Origin of the sequence: Streptomyces sp. NPDC032161 (genome assembly GCF_040636995.1) — a bacterium.
Classification (GTDB): domain Bacteria; phylum Actinomycetota; class Actinomycetes; order Streptomycetales; family Streptomycetaceae; genus Streptomyces.
In genome coordinates this window covers 24325-46288 of sequence record NZ_JBEZVN010000027.1, presented here as the reverse complement: position 1 = coordinate 46288, position 21964 = coordinate 24325, and the positions used below count along the sequence as shown (strand labels likewise).

The following is a 21964-nucleotide window of genomic DNA, read 5'->3' as shown; positions in this document are numbered from 1 at the left end:
GGTCACCCGACAGGCGCTCAGCGGAGAGCCTTGATCAGCTCCCCGTCGGTGGTGTCGCCGCTCAGCTCCCAGAAGAAGGTGCCGCCCAGACCCTGCTGGTCCTTGTAGTCCATCTTGCCGGCGATGGTGGCCGGGGTGTCGTAGCTCCACCAGTTGTCGCCGCAGCGCGCGTACGCCGTGCCGGCCACCGTGCCGGTCGCCGGGCAGCTGTTCTTGAGGACCTTGTAGTCCTCGATGCCCGCCTCGTACGTGCCGGGGGCGGCGCCGGTGGCGGTGCCCCCGGGCGCGTCCTGGGTGACGCCGGTCCAGCCGCGGCCGTAGAAGCCGACGCCGAGCAGCAGCTTGGACGCGGGGACACCCGCCTCCTTCAGCTTGGCGATGGTGGCCTCGCTGTTGTACCCGTCCTGCGGGATGCCCTCGTAGGAGCTCAGCGGGGAGTGCGGGGCGGTCGGTCCCTGCGCGTCCCAGGCGCCGAAGTAGTCGTACGTCATCGGGTTGTACCAGTCGACGTGCTTCGAGGCGCCGCCGTAGTCGACCGCGTCGAGCTTGCCGCCGTCGGAGGCGTCGGCGGGGATCGCCGCGGTGACCAGGTTGTCCGCGCCGAACTTGGAGCGCAGCGCGGCCAGCAGGTTGCCGTACGCCTCGCGCCCGCTGGTGTCGCAGGTGAGACCGCAGGCGTTGGGGTACTCCCAGTCGATGTCGATGCCGTCGAAGACATCGGCCCAGCGCGGGTCCTCGACCAGGTTGTAGCAGGACTCGGCGAACGCGGCCGGGTTCTTCGCCGCCTCGCCGAAGCCGCCGGACCAGGTCCAGCCGCCGAACGACCAGATCACCTTGAGGTCCGGGTGCAGCTTCTTGAGCTTGCGCAGCTGGTTGAAGTTGCCGCGCAGGTCCTGGTCCCAGGTGTCGGCGACCCCGTCGACCGACTGGTCGGCGGTGTACGCCTTCTCGTAGTCGGCGTACGAGTCGCCGATCGCGCACTTGCCTCCGGTGACGTTGCCGAAGGCGTAGTTGATGTGGGTGAGCTTGTCGGCTGAGCCCGAGGTCTCGATGTTCTTGACGTGGTAATTGCGCTGGTAGACACCCCAGTTGGTGAAGTAGCCGACCACCTTGTCGCCGGCCGCCGTGGGGGAGGCGGCCGGTGCGGCGGGGGTCGCGCCGGCGGGGGCGGTGCCGGCCACGCCCAGGAGGGCGGCGCCGAGGGCCGTAGTGCAGGCGGCCGCGGCGAAGCCCCGTACGCGGGTGCGGGCGCGGTGCTGTCCGGACATCTTGTCTCCTCGTGGGGGAGGGAACGTGGTGGGGGGAGTCCGGCCCTTCCGCGAACTTGGCATGAACGCGGAAATGCCGGTCCGGGTGAAACCGTAGATGGACTAGACCAGTTGGGTCAATGGTTCGGACCAATTCCGGTGATCGTTCCCGCTGTCTCCGAGTCGCCCGCCGACCCCGTGACGGATATCGTCCGATCGGGCATACTCAAGCCGCCACAGCCGCTGGCCAGCAGCTCTCGTAATCCGGGGGACCGGCATCGGTTGGGTGGCAGTGCTCTTCCGGGTGCTGTCCGAAAGCCCCCGGCGGTGCCGCCCACACCCCGCGCGCGCGACCGCCGCCACGCCCGACAGGGAGGAGAGCGCATCATGTCCGACCGTGCCCCGTTCTCGGTGGAACGTCGTCTGCCGACCGAGGAGGCCGGGCAACTGCTCGCCCTCGTCCGCGACATCGCCCAGCGGGAGATCGCGCCGCGGGCGGCCGAGGAGGAGGAAGCGGGCCGGTTCCCGCGCGAGGTCTTCACCCTCCTCTCCGAGTCCGGACTGCTCGGACTGCCCTACGATTCCGGCCACGGTGGCGGCGACCAGCCCTACGAGGTCTACCTCCAGGTCCTGGAGGAGCTCGCGGCGGCCCGGCTCACCGTCGGCCTCGGCGTCAGCGTCCACTCCCTCGCCTGCCACGCGCTCGCCGGATACGGCACCGAGGAGCAGCGGGACGCGCACCTCCCGGCGATGCTGGGCGGGGGCCTGCTGGGGGCCTACTGCCTCTCCGAGCCCGCCTCCGGATCCGACGCCGCATCGCTGCGCACCAAGGCCGTGCGGGACGGCGACGACTGGGTCGTCACCGGCACCAAGGCGTGGATCACCCACGGCGGGATCGCGGACTTCTACACGGTCCTGGCGCGCACCGGCGGCGAGGGGGCCCGCGGCATCACCGCCTTCCTGGTGCCCGGCGACGCCGAGGGGCTGAACGCCGCCGCGCCGGAGAAGAAGATGGGCATGAAGGGCTCGCCCACCGCCCAGCTGAACTTCGACGGCGTACGGATCCCCGACGCGCGCCGCATCGGCGACGAGGGCCAGGGCTTCGCGATCGCCCTGTCCGCGCTGGACTCCGGACGCCTGGGTATCGCCGCCTGCGCGATCGGTGTCGCCCAGGCGGCTCTGACCGAGGCCGTCTCCTACGCCACCGGGCGGCAGCAGTTCGGCCGCCCCATCGCGGACTTCCAGGGCCTGCGCTTCATGCTCGCCGACATGGCCACCCGCATCGAGGCGGGCCGGGCGCTGTACCTGGAAGCGGCCCGGCTGCGCGACGAGGGCAAGCCGTTCTCGCGCCAGGCGGCGATGGCCAAGCTGTTCTGCACGGACGCGGCGATGCAGGTCACCACCGACGCCGTCCAGGTCCTCGGCGGCTACGGCTACACCGCCGACTTCCCCGTGGAGCGGCTGATGCGCGAGGCCAAGGTGCTCCAGATCGTCGAGGGCACCAACCAGATCCAGCGGATGGTCATCGCCCGCCATCTCGCGGGTCCCGAGACCCGCTGAGCCGAAGCGGGCGCTCCGACCACACGGGCGTCGTCATGATCCGGTTCCACTCCTGGTCCCGGCGGCCCGGCAGGGTCCGCCCGTGCCGCTCCCAATGACGCAGCAGGGCCCGGAAGATGGGCGGATCGGCGGAGTGCGGCGGCGTCCGGGGCGCCGGCCGCGCACCGGGCTGCGGAACCGATTCTTCGGAAGCGGGGACGGCGAGACGGCGACGACCGGTACCGGCCGTCGTGTGCGGCGGGGTCATACCCGGCCAACGGTGCGGGGCGGGAACGGGTCACTGTCCGAGCGATTCGAGAGCCCGTTCGCCCCTTCCCCGGGCGGTTTCTCCAGGGGCTGTTCCCCGGGGCGGCGGTCCCTCGGGCGGCGCGCCGCCGGACCGCGTCGTCGTGCGGTTCCCGGCCTCGGGCCGGACGCGCGCCCGCCGGGCGGACGGGCCCGGACGGTCACCGGGCCGTGCCGCGGGGCGCGGGGACCGGCTCAGGCGGCCTCGCGCCGCATCCGTGGCGCCCGCATCGGGCGCGAGCCGGGACCGCCGGCGTGCGAGAACGGCTGCATCCTCCAGTCGAGCCCCTGAGGGAGCGTCAACAGCAGTCCGCTGTCCTGCTCCTGGAGATCGGGCGAGTCGTCCGCGGGCCGCGTCCGGGAGACCGCGCGGCCCGTTCCGGAGCAGACCTGCAGGACGAACGGGTTCCACGGAGTCGGGCACAGCGCGTGCTCCGGCAGCACGTCCTCGTCGGCCAGCAGCGCGATCGGCTGCGCGCAGTCCGGGCAGATCACCCGGTACATCTCGAACATGTCGTACGGATCGGCGACCGCGTCGTCGTCCGGATCGACGGAATCCGGTTCGAAGCGTTCGGTGAGCTTCAAGCTCTGCATGGGAATTTCCCCCCTCGGGTGGACCCGGTCCGGCGCCGTGGCCTGGACCACAGCAAGCACTTCCCGGCGCGCGTCGGCCGTAACCACGAGGTGGCGCGCTACCCAGCCGTAATCCTGTGGCGTTCGTCACATGCCGGGCGCAGGTGCCACTCCGGGGCCCTCGCCGCTGTTCCTGGAGACGCCCGGGCAATAGGTTGACCGCATGGAGGAGCTGGACCGACAGATCGTTGAGCTGCTCGTCAAGGACGGGCGGATGAGCTACACCGACCTGGGCAAGGCCACGGGCCTGTCCACATCGGCCGTTCATCAGCGCGTCCGCAGACTGGAGCAGCGCGGAGTGATCCGGGGCTACGCCGCGGTCGTCGACCCGGAGGCGGTGGGTCTGCCGCTCACCGCGTTCATCTCGGTGAAACCCTTCGACCCGAGCGCGCCGGACGACATCGCCGAACGGCTCGCCGACGTCCCCGAACTGGAGGCGTGCCACAGCGTCGCGGGCGACGAGAACTACATCCTCAAGGTGCGGGTCGCGGCGCCCCTGGAGCTGGAGCACCTGCTCACCCGGATCCGTTCGCTGGCCGGCGTCTCCACCCGTACCACCGTCGTCCTGTCCACGCCGTACGAGGCCCGTCCCCCGAAGATCTGAGAGCCTGTCGGGTGGTCTTCGACCGGAAGGCGGACGCGGCACGGTGCGTGCGATTCCAAGGCGCCCGGACGCCCTCGTAGAGGAGCCGCACGGGCGTTCCGGCAACGCCGGAAGCGTGCGAGCCGGGGCGTGGCCGCCCGGCCGGAGGCCGCCCGACAGTCTCCGAGGGGGGCGCGGACGGGGCGGCCGCGGACAGGCGCGAGACTGGTCCCATGACCGAGAGCACCGCCCACCAGAGCGAACACCGCACCGTGCTGCTGCGCGGTGGAGACGTCCACAGCCCCGCCGACCCCTTCGCCACCGCCATGGTCGTCGAACGCGGCCATGTCGCCTGGGTGGGTTCGGAAGGGGCCGCCGACGCCTTCGCGAGCGGCGTCGACGAGGTGATCGACCTCGACGGCGCCCTGGTCACCCCGGCGTTCACCGACGCCCATGTGCACACCACGGCGACCGGTCTGGCGCTCACCGGACTCGACCTCTCCGCCGCCCGGACCCTCGACGAGGCACTCGGCCTGCTGCGCGCGTACGTGGCCGCGCACCCCGCCGACCGGGTCGTCCTCGGTCACGGCTGGGACGCCACGCGCTGGCCGGAGCAGCGTCCCCCGTCGCGCGCCGAACTCGACGCCGCCGCGGGCGGGCGGGCGGTCTACCTGCCCCGCGTCGACGTGCACTCCGCGGTCGTCACCACCGCCCTGCTGGACCTGGTCCCCGGTGTCACCGGGCTGACCGGCCACCACCCGGACGCCCCGCTCACCGACGCCGCCCACCACGCGGTGCGCGCCGCGGCCCACGGAGCCGTCTCCCCGCGCCAGCGCGCGGACGCCCAGCGGGCCGCCCTGCGCCGCGCCGCCTCCCTGGGCATCGGCACCGTCCACGAGTGCGGCGGCCCTGACATCTCCGACGAGGAGGACTTCACCGGACTGCTGAGGCTCGCGGCAGAGGAGAGCGGCCCGCGGGTCTTCGGCTACTGGGCCGAGGAGGTCGCCGACGAGAAGGACGCCCGCCGCGTCAGGGAACTCGGCGCGGTCGGCGCGGCGGGGGACCTGTTCGCCGACGGCTCGCTCGGCTCGCACACCGCCTGCCTGCACGAGCCGTACGCCGACGGCCCGTCCGGGCACACGGGCGCCGCCCATCTCGACGCGGCACGGATCGCCGCCCACGTCACAGCCTGCACCGAGGCCGGACTCCAGGCCGGTTTCCACGCCATCGGCGACGCGGCGGTCTCCGCCGTGGTGGAGGGTGTCCGGGCCGCCTCCGAGAAGCTCGGCCTCGCCCGGATCCGGGCCGCCCGGCACCGCGTCGAGCACGCCGAGATGCTCACCCCCGAGACCGTCGCCGCCTTCGCGGAACTGGGCCTGACCGCCTCGGTGCAGCCCGCCTTCGACGCCGCATGGGGCGGGGAGGAGGGCATGTACGCGCGGCGGCTGGGCGCCGAGCGGGCCAGGACCCTCAACCCGTACGCGGCGCTCCTGCGGGGCGGTGTGCCGCTGGCGTTCGGCTCGGACAGCCCGGTGACCCCGCTGGACCCCTGGGGGACCGTACGGGCCGCCGCCTTCCACCGCACGCCCGAGCACCGGATCTCCGTGCGCGCGGGCTTCACCGCCCACACCCGGGGCGGCTGGCGGGCCGTCGGCCGCGACGACGCGGGCACGCTCGTGCCCGGCGCCCCGGCCGACTACGCGGTCTGGCGCACCGGCGGCCTCGTGGTCCAGGCGCCGGACGACCGGGTCGCCCGCTGGTCGACCGACCCCAGGTCGGGCACCCCCGGACTGCCGGATCTCACCCCCGGCGCCGAACTCCCGGTCTGCCTGCGGACGGTGGTCTTCGGACAAACGGTCTACGTACGGCCGAACGAGTGACGTGCGGACATTTCGCACCGTCGATCGAGGGTTCCGACGTTCCGCCACGACCTGCGGATCTTCGCCACTGACCAGGCAGGTTCCATGAACGTCGCAGGTCAGATGGGTATTGACAGAACGCGCCCACCGGCCGGTAGGTTCGGCCGGGTCCACCACAGGACGCCCGACCGGTCGAACCTCCACGCAGTCGTCGAACGCCGCTGGGTCACGGGGTGGTGTGCCCTACCGGCGCCCCACCACTGACAGCCAGGTTCAGCGCCCGCGCCTCGGTGGCGAGGGAAGGCATCGCCGGACGGGGGTGCGACCCGGGTGGGGCCCGGACGTTCAGTAGACAACGGCTCTCGGTCGACCCGCAGCCAGCGGGTCCCAGGCCGGCCCGAAGGGCGCCGGGCCCCCATCCGTAGTCTCCTCGTGCGGTCGCGCCCATCTCCTGGTCCCGTCCGTGCTTTTCTGTCCGCACTTCCCCGCTTCTGTCCCCCGCGGGTGCCCGACCGTGGCGGCGTACGGCCCCCGGACGCTGGATATGGTGTGCATCTGCGTACGGACTGAAGGGGCAGTAAGTGAACGACGGCGGTCAGAGACGATACGGCCCGCTCGGCAGAACCTTGGTGATCATTCCGACCTACAACGAGGCCGAGAACATCAAGCCGATCGTCAGCCGGGTGCGCGCCGCCGTGCCGGAGGCCGACATCCTGGTCGCCGACGACAACAGCCCCGACGGCACCGGCAAGGTCGCCGACGAGATCGCCTCCGAGGACGAGCAGGTCCGGGTGCTGCACCGCGAGGGCAAGGAAGGGCTGGGCGCCGCCTATCTCGCGGGCTTCCGCTGGGGCATGGAGCGCGGCTACGGCGTGCTCGTGGAGATGGACGCCGACGGTTCCCACCAGCCCGAGGAGCTGCCCCGGCTGCTCACCGCGCTCAAGGGCGCCGACCTGGTGCTCGGCTCCCGCTGGGTGCCGGGTGGCCGTGTGGTCAACTGGCCGAAGTCCCGCGAGATGATCTCGCGCGGCGGCAGCACCTACTCCCGGATCCTCCTCGGACTGCGGACCAGGGACGTCACGGGCGGCTACCGGGCCTTCCGTACCGAGACCCTGAAGGGCATCGGCCTGGACCGGGTCGCCTCCCAGGGCTACTGCTTCCAGGTCGACCTGGCCCGTCGCGCCGTCGAGGCCGGGTACCACGTCGTCGAGGTCCCGATCACGTTCGTGGACCGGGAGATCGGCGACTCCAAGATGAGCCGCGACATCCTCGTCGAGGCGCTGTGGCGGGTCACCTCCTGGGGGGTCACCACCCGCACGAACCGGGCCCTGGGCCGCAAGGCCGTCTGAGCCGGGGCGGCGGCCGGATCCGGCCGCCCCACCCCGGCGACCGGCCGAGGCTCACCCCCCTACGCCGTTCGGACGCGCGTACGGGCACACTGGGGACCATGACGACCGGTACAGGCACACCGCCCCCGACCGCACCGAGGCGTTCACGCGCCCGCACCTTCGTCCCGCTCGCCGTCGCCGCCTGGGCGGTGCTGGAGATCTGGCTGCTCACCGTCGTGGCCGACGCGGCCGGCGGGTTCACCGTGCTGCTGCTCCTGGTGGCCGGGATCGTCCTCGGGGCGGCGGTGGTGAAGCGGGCCGGCCGCCGGGCCTTCCGCAATCTCACCGAGACCCTCCAGCGGATGCCGGGGCAGCCCGGCGCCGACACCACCGGGCAGACGGCCCCCGCGGGCGGCGGGGGCAACGGCTTCCTGATGCTCGGCGGACTGCTGCTGATGGTCCCGGGGCCGGTCTCCGACGTGGCGGGGCTCCTGCTGCTGGTGCCGCGGGTCCGCTCGATGCTCGGGCGATACGCCGAGCGCTCGCTGGAGCGCCGGATGCGCACCGCATCCCCCGGCAGCATCTCCGACGCCTTCCAGCAGGCCCGCATTCACCGGCCGGACGGAAAGATCGTGCAGGGTGAGGTCGTCCGCCACGACGCGCCGCAGCCGGGCTCCCGCACCGACGACGGCCCCCGGCCGCCGCTGACCCCCTGATCCCGTACGGGCCGGCGCCGGTTCCGCCGGCCCGGCCCGTTCACGGACGGCCGTGCGCGGCCGTGCCCGTGTCCGGACGCGACAGAGCCGCGGGCCGTGGTGCACACACCGGGTGTGCCACGGCCCGCGGCTCTGTCGTACTGCGGTGCCCTGCGGTCAGGCGGACTTCCGGCTGTCCCGCGGGTGCACGGCGATGTTCATGGCTCCGGAGCGCAGAACCGCCAGCCTCTCGGCCAGCACCTCTTCCAGCTCCTCGCGCGTGCGCCGCTCCATGAGCATGTCCCAGTGCGTGCGCGCGGGCTTGCCCTTCTTCTCCTCGGGGCCATCCCCGTCCACCAGGAGCGCCATGGCGCCGCACGCCTTGCACTCCCACTCCGGCGGAATCTCCGCCTCTACCGAGAAGGGCATCTCGAATCGATGTCCGTTCTGGCATGCGTACTCCACCGCCTGGCGCGGGGCCAGATCGATGCCGCGGTCCGTCTCGTAGCTGGTAACCACGAGTCGCGTGCCGCGGAGAGCTCGCTCACTCATGAATCGTGCCTCCCGGGCTTGTCGCCCACAGGACAGGTGTCGCTGTCGTCGTCATCCGGTCAACGTCCGGTCGGCGGTAAAGATTCCCGTTGCCGGTCATGCGTCGCCCGTCGTGCCGCTGCTTCTTCAGGGTTGGGGTACCCGCCAATGCCCGGTTTGTCACATCTGGCGGAAGTTGTCACCCAACGGTTTTGCTTCTTCCACTCGCAGTAACGGTCCTCCGGGCAGGCCAAAGGCGTACACTACCGGCCTTTCACTTCAACGTCTAAATCCGTTCCGGGACAGGGTTCCCCGCAGCCGCCACGGCCCGGCGAATCGGCACCCTCGCGAGCAGTACGGAACCGATCACGAAAAAGATCACCAGTGACATGATCGCATCTCGATAGCTTCCGGTCAGCTGATATGCAAGACCGAACACCAGCGGCCCCAACCAGCTCAGTCCGCGGTCGCTCATCTCGTACGCGGAGAAGTACTCGGCCTCCTTGCCCTCCGGCACCAGATGCGAGAACAGGGAGCGCGACAGCGCCTGGCTGCCGCCGAGCACCATGCCGATCGCCGAGGCCAGCACGTAGAAGAAGAGCGGCGCGTCCGCGGGCAGGACGTAGCCCGCGAGAAGGATCAGGGTCCAGACGACGAGCGAGCCGAGGATCGTGCGCTTCGCGCCGTAACGCCGTGCCAGCCGGCCCATCCCCAGTGCCCCCGCCACCGCGAGCACCTGGACCAGCAGCACGGCCGTGATCAGCGTCGTCTGGTCGAGCCCCAGCTCCTCGGAGCCGTACACCGATGCCTGGGAGATCACCGTCTGCACGCCGTCGTTGTAGACCAGGTACGCCAGCAGGAAGGAGAGCGTCAGCGGATGGCGGCGCATGTCGCGCAGCGTCGCGACCAGTTGCCGCCACCCCGGGCCCGCCGCGCCCGCGCCCGGTCCGGCGGCGCTCCGGGGCGTCCGGCGGTCGCGCAGCCGCCGCAGCGGAACCAGGGTGAAGACGCCCCACCAGACGCCGGCCGACGCGAGGCAGATCCGTACCGCGTCCCCCTCGGAGAGCCCGAACGAGTCGTGGGCCGTGTACAGCACCAGGTCGAGGACCAGGACGAACGCCCCCGAGGTGTAGCCGAACGCCCAGCCGCGCGAGGAGACCGCGTCCCGTTCGTCCGGTTCGGAGATCTGCGGCAGATAGGCGTTGTAGAGGACCATCGACACCGAGAACGCCGCGTTCGCCACGATGAGCAGGAACGCGCCCAGCAGATAGCGGTGGCCCTCCAGGAAGAACATGCCGGTCGTGGCGGCGGCCCCCACGTAGGCGGCGGCCGCGAGCAGCGGCTTCTTGCGGCCCGTGCGGTCCGCCGCGGCGCCCGCGACCGGCATCGCGATCACCGCGACCACGACGGACACCGAGACCGCGTAGGCGAAGAGCGATCCGGCGCGCACCGGTATGCCGAGCGGGTGCACGAAACCGTCGGTGTCGGCCGCCGCCTTCGCCACCGACGTCAGGTACGGGCCGAGGAACACCGTCAGGACGCTCGTCGAATAGACGGAGCAGGCGAAGTCGTAGAAATACCAGCCGCGTTGTTCGCGTATGCGGTCCGCGGCGTCGTCGCGCCCCGACGAGCGTTCCACCGGCCCGGTGGTGTCCGTGGCTTCGGCGCTCAAGCCGTTCCCCCTCGTCTCTCCCCGTGAGCCGCGCGCACGAGCGGCGTCAGGCCCAGGCCCCGCGGTCGCTCAGCACCGTGCGCAGCGTCTCGATGTGATCGGTCATGATGCCATCCACGCCGAGATCGAGGAGCGCGGCCATCCGCTCGGGCTCGTTCACCGTCCACACGTGCACCTGGAGCCCGCGGGCGTGGGCCTCGCGCACGAAGCGCCGGTCGACGACCCTGATCCCGTTCTGGCTCTCCGGCACCTGCGCGCACACCGCGCCGGAACGCAGCGCCGCCGGGATGCCGAGGGAGCGCAGCCGCAGGCCCAGCACCCCGCGCACGCCGTAGGACGTGGCCAGCCGGGGACCCGCGAGGCGGTGGGCCCGGGCCACCCTGGCCTCGGAGAACGAGCCCACGCACACCCGGTCCCAGGAGTTCGTCCGGCGGATCAGCTCGACCAGCGGGACCAGCGCGGATCCGGCCTTGATGTCGACGTTCCAGCGCGCCTGCGGAAACGTCTCCAGAAGCTCCTCGAACAGCGGCAGCGGCTCGCGCCCGGCCACCCTGGCCCGCCGCACCTCGCTCCACGGCAGCCCGGCTATCCGGCCCCGGCCGTCCGTGACCCGGTCCAGGGTCGTGTCGTGGAAGGCGACCAGCCGGCCGTCCGCCGTGGTGTGCACATCGGTCTCGAAGTAGCGGTACCCGGCGTCGGCGGCGCGGCGGAACGCGGCCGTGGTGTTCTCGATCCCGTCGGCGGCGCCGCCCCGGTGGGCGAAGGGGATCGTCGTGGGGTGGTCCAGGTAGGGATGGCGTACGGAGGTCACCGCGGCAGTATGGCCCGTCCCGGTGTCCGGCCGGTGACACGGGTGCCGCGGGAGAGCGAGCCGGACGCGACGGACCGGCCGCGGGCGGGCACCGACGCCTCCCCGGGCACCGACGCCTCCCCGCCCCTCGGTCCGTCCCCGACCGTCCTTTCGTCCTCGCCCGCCGGCCCGTCGGCCCCGGCCGCGGGCCCGCTCCCGGACGCGCCCTCGTGGGTCGGCTCCCCGCCGACCGCGAAGAGGCGGAGGAAGAACTGGGCCAGCGGGCCGATGGCGAGGGCGTAGACGACGGTGCCGGCACCGAGGGAGCCGCCCAGCGCGAAACCGGTCACCACCACCGCCACCTCGATCAGGGTGCGGACGAGTCGGATCGAGCGACCGGTGCACCGGTGCAGACCGGTCATGAGCCCGTCCCGCGGACCCGGGCCGAACCGCGCCGCTATGTACAGGCCGGTCGCGACCCCGTTGAGCACCACCCCCGCGGCCATCAGCGCGATCCGGGCCGCGACGCCGTGCACGGCGGGCACGAGCGCGAGCGTGCCGTCCATGGCGATGCCGACGACGAAGACGTTGGAGACGGTGCCGAGACCGGGGCGCTGCCTGATCGGGATCCACAGCAGCAGCACGACGGCGCCGACGACGATCGACACGACTCCGATGGAGAGCCCGCTGCGCTCCGAGAGCCCCTGGTGCAGAACCCCCCACGGTTCGAGACCGAGACCGGCGCGGACCAGGAGCGCCGAACTCGCCCCGTACAGCGCGAGACCGACGTAGAGCTGGACCAGCCTTCGGGCGAGGCGCGCCCTGCGAGGGACGGAGGTGACGGACAAGGGTGCCCCCTGGAGTGGTGGAAGTGGATTGCCGCATGTCACTCTGTGGCAGGGGTTCGGCCACCAACTATGGCCAATCCGAGGAAGGTGGACTGATTTCCATGGCGCAATGGACTTCGGCGGTCGGTGCGGCGCAGCTCGCCCGGCAGCTCCAGGCCCAGCACACCCGGCCCTCCGGGCCGGGCGCGCGCAAGCCGCCCGCCTACCGCGCGCTGGCCGACGGGGTGCGGCTGCTCGTGCTGGAGGGCCGGGTGCCGGTGGCCGCCCGGCTCCCCGCCGAACGCGAACTGGCGCTCGCGCTGTCCGTCAGCCGGACCACCGTCGCCGCCGCGTACGAGGCGTTGCGCGCCGAGGGGTTCCTGGAATCCCGTCGCGGGGCCGGCAGCTGGACCGCCGTGCCGGCCGGCAACCCGCTGCCCGCCCGTGGGCTGGAACCGCTGCCCCCGGAATCGCTCGGCTCGATGATCGACCTCGGCTGCGCCTCGCTGCCCGCCCCCGAGCCGTGGCTGACCCGCGCGGTCCAGGGCGCCCTGGAGGAGCTGCCGCCGTACGCCCACACCCACGGCGACTACCCGGCGGGCCTGCCCGCGCTGCGGCAGATGATCGCCGACCGCTACACCGGTCTCGGCATCCCGACCATGCCCGAGCAGATCATGGTCACCACCGGGGCGATGGGCGCGATCGACGCCATCTGCCATCTCTTCGCGGGGCGCGGGGAACGGATCGCGGTGGAGTCCCCGAGCTACGCCAACATCCTGCAACTGATGCGGGAGGCGGGTGCCCGGCTGGTACCGGTGGCGATGGAGGAGGGGCTCGGGGGCTGGGACATGAACCGTTGGCGACAGGTGCTGCGCGAGGCGGCGCCGCGCCTCGCCTACGTCGTCGCCGACTTCCACAATCCCACCGGCGCGCTGGCCGACGAGGACCGGCGCCGCGCCCTGGTGGACGCCGCCCGTTCCGCCGGCACGGTCCTGGTCGTCGACGAGACCATGAACGAGCTGTACCTCGACCCGGGCGTACGGATGCCGCGCCGGGTGTGCGCCTTCGATCCGGCGGGCTCCACCGTGCTCACCGTCGGATCGGCGAGCAAGGCGTTCTGGGCCGGCATGCGGATCGGCTGGGTGCGCGCCGCACCGGACGTGATCCGCAGCCTGGTGGCCGCCCGTGCCTACGCGGACATGGGCACCCCCGTCCTGGAGCAGCTGGCCGTCAACTGGCTGATGCGCACGGGCGGCTGGGAGCAGGCGGTGGGGCTGCGGCGCGAACAGGCAAGGGAGAACCGGGACTCGCTGGTCGCCGCGGTCCGCCGGGAGCTGCCCGACTGGGAGTTCTCGGTGCCGGGCGGCGGGCTGACCCTTTGGGTGCGCACCGGAGGGCTCTCCGGCTCCCGGCTGGCGGTGGCCGGGGAGAGGGTCGGGGTGCGCGTGCCGTCCGGGCCCCGGTTCGGGGTCGACGGTGCCTTCGAGGGGTATGTGCGGTTGCCGTTCACGGTGTCGGGTCCGGTCGCGGACGAGGCGGCGGTGCGGCTGGCGGCGGCGGCGCGCCTGGTGGGCTCGGGGGCGGCCGGGGAGACCGAGTCGCCGCGGACGTTCGTGGCCTGAGGGCCGGGGCGGCCCCGGGCGCCCGTCGTGCGCGGCGTCGGGGTGCCGGGGCAGGGGGCGGCCCAGGGCGGGCGGGCCCGTCGTCACCGCCCGTCGGCCCACGGGACGGCGCCGCTCAGCCACGTGCCTTCGCGCCGTCGCCGGCCAGGGCGGCGGTCGGGCCGGATGGTGCCGCCGGGTCCGGGACGGCCGCTGCGACGGGCGGGGCCGTGTCGATCGGGACGGCCGTACCGGCGGGCTCGGCGACGGCCGCCCCGGCGGGTTCGGCCGCCTCCCGCAGGGCGGGCAGCAGTCCGAGGACCGCCTGCCGCTGGCTCTCGCCGGTCGCCTCGTCGTACGGATCGGGCGTGGCCGGGACCTGGAGGCGCAGCACCGGGCCGGTGCCCAGGCGCGCGTACCCCCGGCCGGGCGGGACGTCCGGTGCCGGGGTGGTGTGCGGCTCCGCGCCCAGCACCGACGCGATCTGCTCGCGGGAGCAGCGGCCGAGCACGACGCGGGCCCGGGTGTGGGTCCGTACGTTCTCGCCGAGGCCGTCCAGGTCGTCGAGCTGGTCGGCCAGGACCACCGTGACGTTGGCCGCCCTGCCGTGCCGCAGCGGCAACTGGAGCAGGTCCCGGGGATCGGGCCGGCCGTCGGTGGCCGCCAGATGGCCGAGGACGCCCGGCCGGTCCAGCAGGATCCAGAGCGGACGCCGGACGTCGTCGGGCACGGGGTGGCCGGCCTGTCGGGCGCGGTTCGCGGTGATCAGCCGCCGCTCGGTCTCGTTGGCCGCCCACTCCAGGGTCGTCAGGGCGCCCGCCGGGCCGCACTCCACGGCCAGCACGCCGTCGCGTCCGGCCAGGCAGGCGTACTCGCCCGTCCCGTTGCCCTCGACGACCAGGACGTCGCCGTGCTGGAGCGCCTGGAGCGCGACGGAGCGCAGCAGGGTCGTGACGCCGCTGCCGGGCTGCCCGACGACGAGCAGGTGCGGTTCGGTGGAACGGGCGCCGGTCCGCCAGACGACCGGGGGCGCGTCCCTGGTGGTGTCCCCGTCCGTCACGGGGACCGTGCGTGGGACCGCGTCGCCGTCGGTGAACCCCAGCACCGTCTCGCCGGGCGCGGTGACGAACCTCTGGGCGCCGATCGTGGTGGGCAGGGCGTCGAGCACGCTCATCACGAGCTGGTTGCCCTCCTCGTCCCAGTCGAAGCGGTACTCGCGTCCGCGTCCCGACTTGGCGTGCAGCAGTTCCTCGATCCGGGCGCGGGCGGCGGCCTCGCCGTCGGTGAAGTAGGCGGGGTAGGAGATCCGCAGCCGTGTCGGACGGCCGTCGCCGTCGAACGCGTGGTCCCCCAGGACCTTCTGCCAGTCGCCGCCGTGCGCGTAGAGAGGGGCGGGGTCGTCGGCCACGGAGAAGTACGGCACGAGCGCCTCGTACAGGGAACGCAGCCGTGCCGTCTCCGTCTCGTCCGGCCCGGTCCGCACGGGTGTCCGCTCCCGCCCCGCCCAGGCGGCGGCGCCCATCACCGAGACCAGGGCGATGACGGATCCGTACGGGAGGACCGCGAGCCCGAACACGCAGACCGCGACGGTGAACAGCACGGGACCGCGCTTGTCCTTGGGCGTCGAGGCCCATCTGCGCCGGGCGGCGCCGACCAGCAGCCGCAGACCACGGGTGACCGTGATCAGCGGCTGGAGGACGTCCGTGGCGTTGTCGGTGGCCGTGCGCGCGAACTCGCGGCCGCGGGTGAGCGAGACGCTGCCGCTGCTGAGGATGCGGGGGAGTGGTCGCCGGGCCACGTCGGTCTCCTGAGCCTGAGGGGGGTGGAAGCGGTCGCGGAGGGTCAGAACTTGATCCCGCCCAGGAGGCTGGCGAGGCTCGCGCCCCCCGCGGTGATGCTCGGTGCGATGGCGGTGCCCGCCAGATAGAAGCCGAACAGGGCGGTGACGAGGGCGTGCGACGCCTTGAGGCCGTCCTTCCTGAAGAAGAGGAAGACGATGATGCCGAGAATGACGACGCCTGACATGGACAGGACCATGGGAGCTCTCCTGGTTCGGGTGGGACGGTCACCATGAGTCCTTCCAGATTCACCGGAAGTATCTATGCGATGAAAGTCGCATTCGGGTGAAAAGTCAGTATTTTCACCCGAATGGTCGCCCCTGGGGTGTGGCCGGGGCGGCCGTGGCCGGGATCCGGGATCGCCGGGATCGCAGGGACACGGTCACCGGGCGTCGTCGGCACCCGCCCGCCGCCCGGGGGCCCGGCACCGCGCGCCGCCCGTCCGGGCGGGGTCGTGGGTGCGAGGGAGGGGCCCGTGTGGCCCACGTGATCCGGGGTATGTGCGGGGGCGGGATCACACCCTCGCGCACGGGCCGGGCCATCCGCCCGCACGGGCAGTACTCTGTCGGTTCACTCGTGCGCCCCCGGCGCACGCCACAGCAGGTCAACAGCGGTGCAAGCGGTTCATGGAAGGCGGTCCGAACGATGAGCGAAACCCCCGATCCCGAGGTGATCGAGCTGGCGACGAAGGTGTTCGACCTGGCCCGCCGGGGCGAGACGGACACCCTCGCCGCCTACGTCGACGCGGGTGTGCCCGCCGACCTCACCAACGACCGGGGCGATTCGCTGCTGATGCTGGCCGCCTACCACGGGCACGCCGCCGCGGTCACCGCCCTCGTCCGGCGCGGCGCCGACCCGGACCGGGCCAACGACCGCGGCCAGACGCCGCTCGCGGGAGCCGTCTTCAAGGGCGAGAACGAGGTGATCGAGGCGCTGCTCGCGGCAGGGGCCGATCCGGCCGCCGGGACCCCCTCCGCCGTGGACACCGCACGCATGTTCGGCAAGTCCGACCTGCTGGAACTCTTCGGCACCCGCTGACGGGGTACGCCGTAAATGTGGTCGCGGTGGCGAAATGGCTGGGTCATCATGACGTCGCGGGCCCGCTCAGGGCCGACGACGAGAGGCAGAGGAAGATGCTCTACACCAAGCGGAAGACGGCGGTCGGACGATCATGTTGCTGCGCGGCGTAGTGCCCCATCAGGCACTTGGAACTGCACAGTCCCGGTTGCGTCGACAGCTTGATGTGAGGCCCTCCCATGTTTGATCCGTTCATAGCGCCGAGCGGCACTCTGCTCGGCCTGCTGCAGAGAGGCCGCGGCGACGGCACACTCCACGCGCTCGCCGCACCGCGCCCCGAGGCCCTGGCGGCTCTCAACCACTGCGTCCTGAGCGACCCCCGCCACGACTGGCAGGTGGAGAACCGCTCCCTGTACTACGCACGTCTGTACCTCGACCTCGACGGCGGCGTCGAGGAGATCGAGCGGCACCTGTGCGACCCCGAGGACCACCTCGACACCGACGACGCGCGCACCGGGCTGGCCCTCGCCGTGCTCGGCCACCTCGCCTCGTACGGACGCGACGACGCCCTGGCCCTGCTCCGGCGCTACGCCGCGACCGGCGCCAACTGGGCCTGGGCGCTCGACGAGCTCGCGCTGCGCGACGACGACGCGGGGCTCCGCGCCCTGGCCGAACCCGTGCTCGGCCGCTTCCCGGCCACCGAGGAGGGCGACGCCGAGCTGGCCGCCGCCGTACGCGACGCCTTCGAACCGCGTCCCTGGCGGCTGTGGGCCGACGACCCGCGCGACGAGATCGGTGCCAGAATCAGGGCCGCCTCCGAACGGGGCTCCTTCGACCGCTGGCAGCGCCAGCTGCGGCCCGGCGGACCACGCCCCGGCTGGAGCGTCCGCGCCGTCCTCGACTGGGCCCAGCAAGGATTCGAACGCGGCAGCTCACTGCACGTCCCGGCCGCCCGCTGCCTCACCGCCGTCGCCGGACCGGAGGACCGCCCCACGATCCTCGACGCCGCAGCAGACGGCCCGGAGGCCGCCCGCTGCGCCGCCCTGCACTACCTGGCCGAGGCCGCCGACCCGGCCGCCCTCGACCTGATCGCACGTGCCGCCGACGACCCCTCGCGCACCGTCGCCGACGCGGCCGTCGCCGCCTTCGAGCGGATGTGCGGCGGCGCGGCCGTGGAACGCGCCAGGCGCTGGGCCCGCCGACCGGACGCCCTGGGCGCGTCCGCGGCCGGAGTCCTCGCCTGCCGTGGCGGGGCGCAGGACGCCCCCCTGGTCCTCGGCGCGCTCCGGGAAGCGGTCCGGGGCGAGGGCCCGGACGCCCCGCGCCTGTGGACCCTCGTCGACGGCGTCGGCCGACTGGGCATCGCCTGTGCCGCACCCGTACTGCGCCACGTCTACCGCGAGACGTCCTCCTCGCACCTGCGCGGCCGGGCGGCCCGCGCCCTGGCCGCCACCGACCCCTCCTTCGCCACCGGATTCGCCGTCGAATGCCTGTGGGACTGCGAGGAGACCACCCGCGAACTCGCCGCGCTGCATGCCGAGACCGGCGACCTCAGGGTCGCCGAGCGGCTGCGCAGGCTCGCCGCCGACCCGGCCGAGGAGGCCGAGGTGCAGACGGCGGTACGCAGCAGGATCGGCCCCGACACCCCCACGGCCTGACCCGGACGGCCGCCACCGCCCGTACCGAGCACCCTCCGCACCGCGCGGGGCGGGTTCCTCGGTACGGGCGCCGCGCACGGCCCGCCGCGCCGCCCTGTCCGCCGCCCGCGCCGCGCGCCAGTATGGGGGAATGACCGGACGCTGGGACTTCTGGATCGACCGTGGCGGAACGTTCACCGACGTCGTGGCCCGCGACCCCGACGGGCGCCTCGTCACCCGCAAACTGCTCTCCCACGACCCGGACCGCTACCGCGACGCCGCCGTGGCCGGCATCCGGGCGATCCTGGGCCTCGGCCCCACCGACCCGGTCCCCGCCGACCGGGTCGGCACGGTCCGGATGGGCACCACGGTCGCCACCAACGCCCTGCTGGAGCGGCGCGGCGAGCCGACCGTCCTCGTCATCACGCGCGGTTTCCGGGACGCCCTGCGCATCGCGTACCAGAACCGCCCCCGGCTCTTCGACCGCCGCATCCTGCTGCCCGAGGCCGTGTACGACCGGGTGATCGAGGTCCCCGAACGGATCGACGCCCGCGGCCGGGTCGTGACACCGCTGGACCGGGCCGCGGTGGCCGAGCGGCTGCGCGCCGCCCGCGCCGACGGACTGCGCAGCGCGGCCGTCGTCCTGATGCACGGCTACCGCCACCCCGAACACGAGAACGCCGTGGCCGCCGAGGCCCGCGCCGCGGGCTTCACCCAGGTCAGCTGCTCGCACGAGGTGAGCCCGCTGATCAAGCTCGTGCCGCGCGGCGACACCACCGTCGTCGACGCCTACCTCTCACCCGTGCTGCGCCGCTACGTCGACGGCATCGCCGCCGAACTCCCCGGCATCCGGCTGATGTTCATGCAGTCCAACGGCGGGCTGCGGGAGGCCTCCCACTTCCGGGGGAAGGACGCGGTGCTCTCCGGACCCGCCGGTGGCGTGGTCGGCATGGCCCGTACCTCCGAACAGGCCGGACACGAACGGGTCATCGGCTTCGACATGGGCGGCACCTCCACCGACGTGTCGCACTACGCCGGCGAGTTCGAACGCGAACTCGGCACCCGGGTCGCCGGAGTGCGCATGCGCGCCCCCATGATGAACATCCACACCGTCGCGGCCGGCGGCGGCTCGATCCTGCACTTCGACGGCCGGCGCCAACGCGTCGGCCCCGATTCGGCGGGCGCCGCCCCCGGCCCCGCCTGCTACCGGCGCGGCGGGCCGCTGACCGTCACCGACGCCAACGTGATGCTCGGCCGGATCCAGCCCGCGCACTTCCCGGCCGTCTTCGGACCCGACGGCGACCTCCCGCTCGACGCGGACCTCGTCCGCGGCCGCTTCGAGGCGCTCGCCGAGGAGGTGGCGCACGCCACCTCGACGCGGCCCACGGCCGCCGAGGTCGCCGCCGGGTACCTGGAGATCGCCGTGCTCAACATGGCGAACGCGGTCAAGAAGATCTCCGTGGAGCGCGGCCACGACATCACCCGCTACGCCCTGACCGGGTTCGGCGGCGCCGGGGGCCAGCACGTCTGCGCCGTCGCCGACGCCCTGGGCGTCGACACGGTCCTCGTACCGCCGCTGGCCGGGGTGCTGTCGGCGTACGGCATCGGCCTCGCCGACGCCACCGCGATGCGCGAACAGTCCGTCGAGGCGGAACTCGACGAGGGAACCCGCACCGAGGCCGGCGCGCTCTGCGACGCCCTCGCCCGGCGCACCCGCGCCGAACTGCGCGCCGACGGCATCCCCGACGACGCGATCGGCACCCGCGCCCGGGTACTCCTGCGCTACGCCGGCACGGACGCGAGCCTGCCCGTCGATCTGGGCGACGTCCCCGCCATGACCGGGGCGTTCACCGCCCGGCACCGCGCACGCTACGGATTCACCATGGACAAGCCCCTCGTCGTCGAGGCGGTGTCGGTCGAGGCGACCGGAACGTCCGGTAGGCACCGCCCCCGCCCGGCCGGTCGCGCCGCCCGCCCGGGAGAGCCGCCGCAGCCGTACGACACCGTGCGGATGTTCGCCGAGGGCCGGTGGCAGGACACCCCGCTCCACCGGCGCGAGGACCTGCGCACCGGCGACACCGTCACCGGCCCCGCCGTCATCGCCGAGGCGGACGCCACCACCGTCGTCGACCCCGGCTGGCGGGCCGTCCTCGCCGGTACCGGCCATCTGCTGCTGACCCGGGCACGCCCGCGCCCGGAGCGCACGGCCGTCGGGACCCGAGTCGACCCAGTGATGCTGGAGATCTTCAACAACCTCTTCATGTCCATCGCCGAACAGATGGGCGTGCGCCTGGAGAACACCGCCCACTCCGTCAACATCAAGGAACGGCTCGACTTCTCCTGCGCGCTCTTCGACGCGGACGGCGACCTGATCGCCAACGCCCCGCACATCCCCGTCCACCTCGGCTCCATGGGGGAGTCCATCAAGGAGGTGCTGCGCCGCAACACGGACACGATGCGGCCCGGCGACGTGTACGCCATCAACGACCCGTACCACGGCGGCACGCATCTGCCCGACGTGACCGTGGTGACGCCCGTGTTCGACGAGACCGGGACCGACGGCCCCGAACCCCGCTTCCTGGTCGCCTCGCGCGGCCACCACGCCGAGATCGGCGGCATCACGCCCGGCTCCATGCCCGCCTTCAGCCGCACGGTCGACGAGGAGGGCGTGCTGTTCGACAACTGGCTGCTGGTGCGCGACGGCCGGTTCCGCGAGACGGAGACGCGCGAACTGCTCACCACCGCCGCCCACCCCTCCCGCGACCCGGACACCAACCTCGCCGACCTCCGCGCCCAGATCGCCGCGAACGAGAAGGGCATCGCGGAACTGCGGCGCATGGTCGACCGGTTCGGGCCCGAGACCGTCGCCGCGTACATGCGGCACGTGAAGGACAACGCCGAGGAGTCCGTCCGCCGGATCATCGCCGGACTGCGCGACGGCCACTACCGGTACGAGACCGACAACGGGGCGGTCATCGAGGTCGCCCTCACCGTGGACCGGACCACCCGCAGCGCCGTCGTCGACTTCACCGGCACCTCGCCCCAGCAGCCGGGGAACTTCAACGCCCCGAGATCCGTGGTCATGGCCGCCGTCCTGTACGTCTTCAGGACCCTGGTCGCCGACGACATCCCGCTCAACAGCGGCTGCCTCGAACCCCTGGAGGTCAGGATCCCGGAGGGGTCCATGCTGGCCCCCGTCCACCCGGCGGCCACCGTCGCGGGGAACGTGGAGACCTCCCAGGCCGTCACCGGCGCCCTGTACGCCGCCCTCGGCGTCCAGGCCGAGGGCTCGGGCACCATGAACAACCTCACCTTCGGCAATGAACGCGTGCAGTACTACGAGACCGTGGCCAGCGGCTCCGGCGCCGGTGAGGACTTCGACGGTGCCGACGCCGTCCAGACCCACATGACCAACTCACGCCTCACCGACCCCGAGATCCTCGAATGGCGCTACCCCGTGCTGCTGGAGGACTTCCGGGTGCGGGACGGCAGCGGGGGCCGAGGACGCCGGCACGGCGGCAACGGCGTGGAACGGCGCATCCGCTTCCTCGAACCCGTCACCGTGGCCCTGCTGTCCGGGCACCGCAGGGTCCCGCCGTACGGCATGGCCGGCGGCGAACCGGGCGCCCTGGGCGAACAGCACGTCGAGCGCGCGGACGGCCGGACGGTCACCCCGCTGCGCGGCTGCGACACGGCGGAGCTGGAAAGCGGGGACGTCCTGGTGATCCGTACGCCGGGCGGCGGCGGGTACGGCACGCCGGAACCGCGTCCCGGCGCTCCCGCGGGCCGCACCCGCCCCGAGGACCGCGACCGGCGCGGCGACGGGCCGCCCCGGGACCGGCCCTGACACCACCGGCGTCC

At 73.2% G+C, this 21964-nt stretch carries 17 protein-coding genes; 9 read left to right on the top strand and 8 right to left on the bottom strand.

Annotated features, from left to right (window positions below; translation table 11 throughout):
* Positions 1-17: 17 nt before the first annotated feature.
* Complete coding sequence (locus AB0E67_RS28865; protein WP_362031980.1) at positions 18-1268, bottom strand: glycoside hydrolase family 18 protein; 1251 nt, start codon at positions 1266-1268, stop codon at positions 18-20.
* A gap of 366 nt (positions 1269-1634) precedes the next feature.
* On the opposite strand from AB0E67_RS28865, the gene AB0E67_RS28860 reads away from it, so the two are divergent.
* Entirely contained in the window at positions 1635-2807 is a 1173-nt protein-coding gene (locus AB0E67_RS28860; RefSeq protein ID WP_360113606.1) for an acyl-CoA dehydrogenase family protein, read from the top strand.
* Positions 2808-3287: 480 nt separating this feature from the next.
* Here AB0E67_RS28860 and AB0E67_RS28855 read toward each other — a convergent pair whose 3' ends face one another.
* Positions 3288-3686 carry a hypothetical protein gene (locus tag AB0E67_RS28855; protein ID WP_362031978.1) on the bottom strand — a complete coding sequence of 133 codons (399 nt, stop codon included), beginning with the start codon at positions 3684-3686 and terminating at the stop codon, positions 3288-3290.
* Between the two features lie 202 nt (positions 3687-3888).
* Here AB0E67_RS28855 and AB0E67_RS28850 point away from each other — a divergent pair, with 202 nt between their 5' ends.
* The 4 genes from AB0E67_RS28850 (at position 3889) to fxsA (ending at position 8211) form a co-directional block, all read left to right on the top strand.
* Positions 3889-4329, top strand: coding sequence for an Lrp/AsnC family transcriptional regulator (locus AB0E67_RS28850; protein WP_073790285.1), 441 nt, complete (start codon positions 3889-3891; stop codon positions 4327-4329).
* 212 nt (positions 4330-4541) lie between these two features.
* Entirely contained in the window at positions 4542-6188 is a 1647-nt protein-coding gene (locus tag AB0E67_RS28845; protein ID WP_362031976.1) for an amidohydrolase, read from the top strand.
* A gap of 560 nt (positions 6189-6748) precedes the next feature.
* Complete coding sequence (locus AB0E67_RS28840; protein WP_362031974.1) at positions 6749-7516, top strand: polyprenol monophosphomannose synthase; 768 nt, start codon at positions 6749-6751, stop codon at positions 7514-7516.
* Positions 7517-7614: 98 nt separating this feature from the next.
* Positions 7615-8211 (top strand): FxsA family membrane protein, encoded by a 597-nt coding sequence (gene fxsA / locus AB0E67_RS28835; RefSeq protein ID WP_362031972.1) that lies wholly within the window; start codon positions 7615-7617, stop codon positions 8209-8211.
* 156 nt (positions 8212-8367) lie between these two features.
* Here fxsA and AB0E67_RS28830 read toward each other — a convergent pair whose 3' ends face one another.
* From AB0E67_RS28830 to AB0E67_RS28815, 4 genes are all read right to left on the bottom strand, one after another.
* Complete coding sequence (locus AB0E67_RS28830; protein WP_007262928.1) at positions 8368-8742, bottom strand: RNA polymerase-binding protein RbpA; 375 nt, start codon at positions 8740-8742, stop codon at positions 8368-8370.
* A 265-nt stretch (positions 8743-9007) separates the two neighbouring features.
* Complete coding sequence (locus AB0E67_RS28825) at positions 9008-10360, bottom strand: MFS transporter (RefSeq protein ID WP_362032022.1); 1353 nt, start codon at positions 10358-10360, stop codon at positions 9008-9010.
* 79 nt (positions 10361-10439) lie between these two features.
* A complete protein-coding gene (locus tag AB0E67_RS28820) occupies positions 10440-11204 on the bottom strand; it encodes a glycerophosphodiester phosphodiesterase (RefSeq protein WP_362031970.1) in 765 nt (254 codons plus the stop codon).
* Entirely contained in the window at positions 11201-12031 is an 831-nt protein-coding gene (locus tag AB0E67_RS28815; protein ID WP_362031968.1) for a hypothetical protein, read from the bottom strand. The genes AB0E67_RS28820 and AB0E67_RS28815 overlap by 4 nt, the downstream gene beginning before the upstream one ends.
* 101 nt (positions 12032-12132) lie before the next feature.
* Here AB0E67_RS28815 and AB0E67_RS28810 point away from each other — a divergent pair, with 101 nt between their 5' ends.
* The gene (locus tag AB0E67_RS28810; RefSeq protein ID WP_362031966.1) at positions 12133-13632 is read left to right on the top strand and encodes a PLP-dependent aminotransferase family protein; all 1500 of its coding nucleotides are present in this window, start codon (positions 12133-12135) and stop codon (positions 13630-13632) included.
* 115 nt (positions 13633-13747) lie between these two features.
* Here the strand turns inward: AB0E67_RS28810 and AB0E67_RS28805 are convergent, their stop codons facing one another.
* Together AB0E67_RS28805 and AB0E67_RS28800 are read right to left on the bottom strand one after the other, a co-directional pair.
* Positions 13748-15409 carry a hypothetical protein gene (locus AB0E67_RS28805; protein ID WP_362031964.1) on the bottom strand — a complete coding sequence of 554 codons (1662 nt, stop codon included), beginning with the start codon at positions 15407-15409 and terminating at the stop codon, positions 13748-13750.
* Between the two features lie 44 nt (positions 15410-15453).
* A complete protein-coding gene (locus tag AB0E67_RS28800; protein WP_362031962.1) occupies positions 15454-15648 on the bottom strand; it encodes a hypothetical protein in 195 nt (64 codons plus the stop codon).
* A 446-nt stretch (positions 15649-16094) separates the two neighbouring features.
* On the opposite strand from AB0E67_RS28800, the gene AB0E67_RS28795 reads away from it, so the two are divergent.
* The 3 genes from AB0E67_RS28795 (at position 16095) to AB0E67_RS28785 (ending at position 21950) form a co-directional block, all read left to right on the top strand.
* Positions 16095-16487 carry an ankyrin repeat domain-containing protein gene (locus tag AB0E67_RS28795; RefSeq protein ID WP_073790270.1) on the top strand — a complete coding sequence of 131 codons (393 nt, stop codon included), beginning with the start codon at positions 16095-16097 and terminating at the stop codon, positions 16485-16487.
* A gap of 218 nt (positions 16488-16705) precedes the next feature.
* Entirely contained in the window at positions 16706-18124 is a 1419-nt protein-coding gene (locus AB0E67_RS28790; protein ID WP_362031960.1) for a HEAT repeat domain-containing protein, read from the top strand.
* A gap of 130 nt (positions 18125-18254) precedes the next feature.
* A complete protein-coding gene (locus AB0E67_RS28785; RefSeq protein ID WP_362031958.1) occupies positions 18255-21950 on the top strand; it encodes a hydantoinase B/oxoprolinase family protein in 3696 nt (1231 codons plus the stop codon).
* Positions 21951-21964: the final 14 nt, after the last annotated feature.

Excerpts from the sequence above, each read along its gene's own strand:
- AB0E67_RS28795 (WP_073790270.1), top strand. The coding sequence starts at position 16,095 with ATGAGCGAAACCCCCGATCCCGAGGTGATCGAGCTGGCGACGAAGGTG.
- AB0E67_RS28865 (WP_362031980.1), bottom strand. The coding sequence starts at position 1,268 with ATGTCCGGACAGCACCGCGCCCGCACCCGCGTACGGGGCTTCGCCGCG.
- AB0E67_RS28810 (WP_362031966.1), top strand. The coding sequence starts at position 12,133 with ATGGCGCAATGGACTTCGGCGGTCGGTGCGGCGCAGCTCGCCCGGCAG.
- AB0E67_RS28855 (WP_362031978.1), bottom strand. The coding sequence starts at position 3,686 with ATGCAGAGCTTGAAGCTCACCGAACGCTTCGAACCGGATTCCGTCGAT.
- AB0E67_RS28785 (WP_362031958.1), top strand. The coding sequence starts at position 18,255 with ATGACCGGACGCTGGGACTTCTGGATCGACCGTGGCGGAACGTTCACC.
- AB0E67_RS28830 (WP_007262928.1), bottom strand. The coding sequence starts at position 8,742 with ATGAGTGAGCGAGCTCTCCGCGGCACGCGACTCGTGGTTACCAGCTAC.
- AB0E67_RS28850 (WP_073790285.1), top strand. The coding sequence starts at position 3,889 with ATGGAGGAGCTGGACCGACAGATCGTTGAGCTGCTCGTCAAGGACGGG.
- AB0E67_RS28790 (WP_362031960.1), top strand. The coding sequence starts at position 16,706 with ATGTTTGATCCGTTCATAGCGCCGAGCGGCACTCTGCTCGGCCTGCTG.
- fxsA (WP_362031972.1), top strand. The coding sequence starts at position 7,615 with ATGACGACCGGTACAGGCACACCGCCCCCGACCGCACCGAGGCGTTCA.
- AB0E67_RS28800 (WP_362031962.1), bottom strand. The coding sequence starts at position 15,648 with ATGGTCCTGTCCATGTCAGGCGTCGTCATTCTCGGCATCATCGTCTTC.
- AB0E67_RS28845 (WP_362031976.1), top strand. The coding sequence starts at position 4,542 with ATGACCGAGAGCACCGCCCACCAGAGCGAACACCGCACCGTGCTGCTG.
- AB0E67_RS28860 (WP_360113606.1), top strand. The coding sequence starts at position 1,635 with ATGTCCGACCGTGCCCCGTTCTCGGTGGAACGTCGTCTGCCGACCGAG.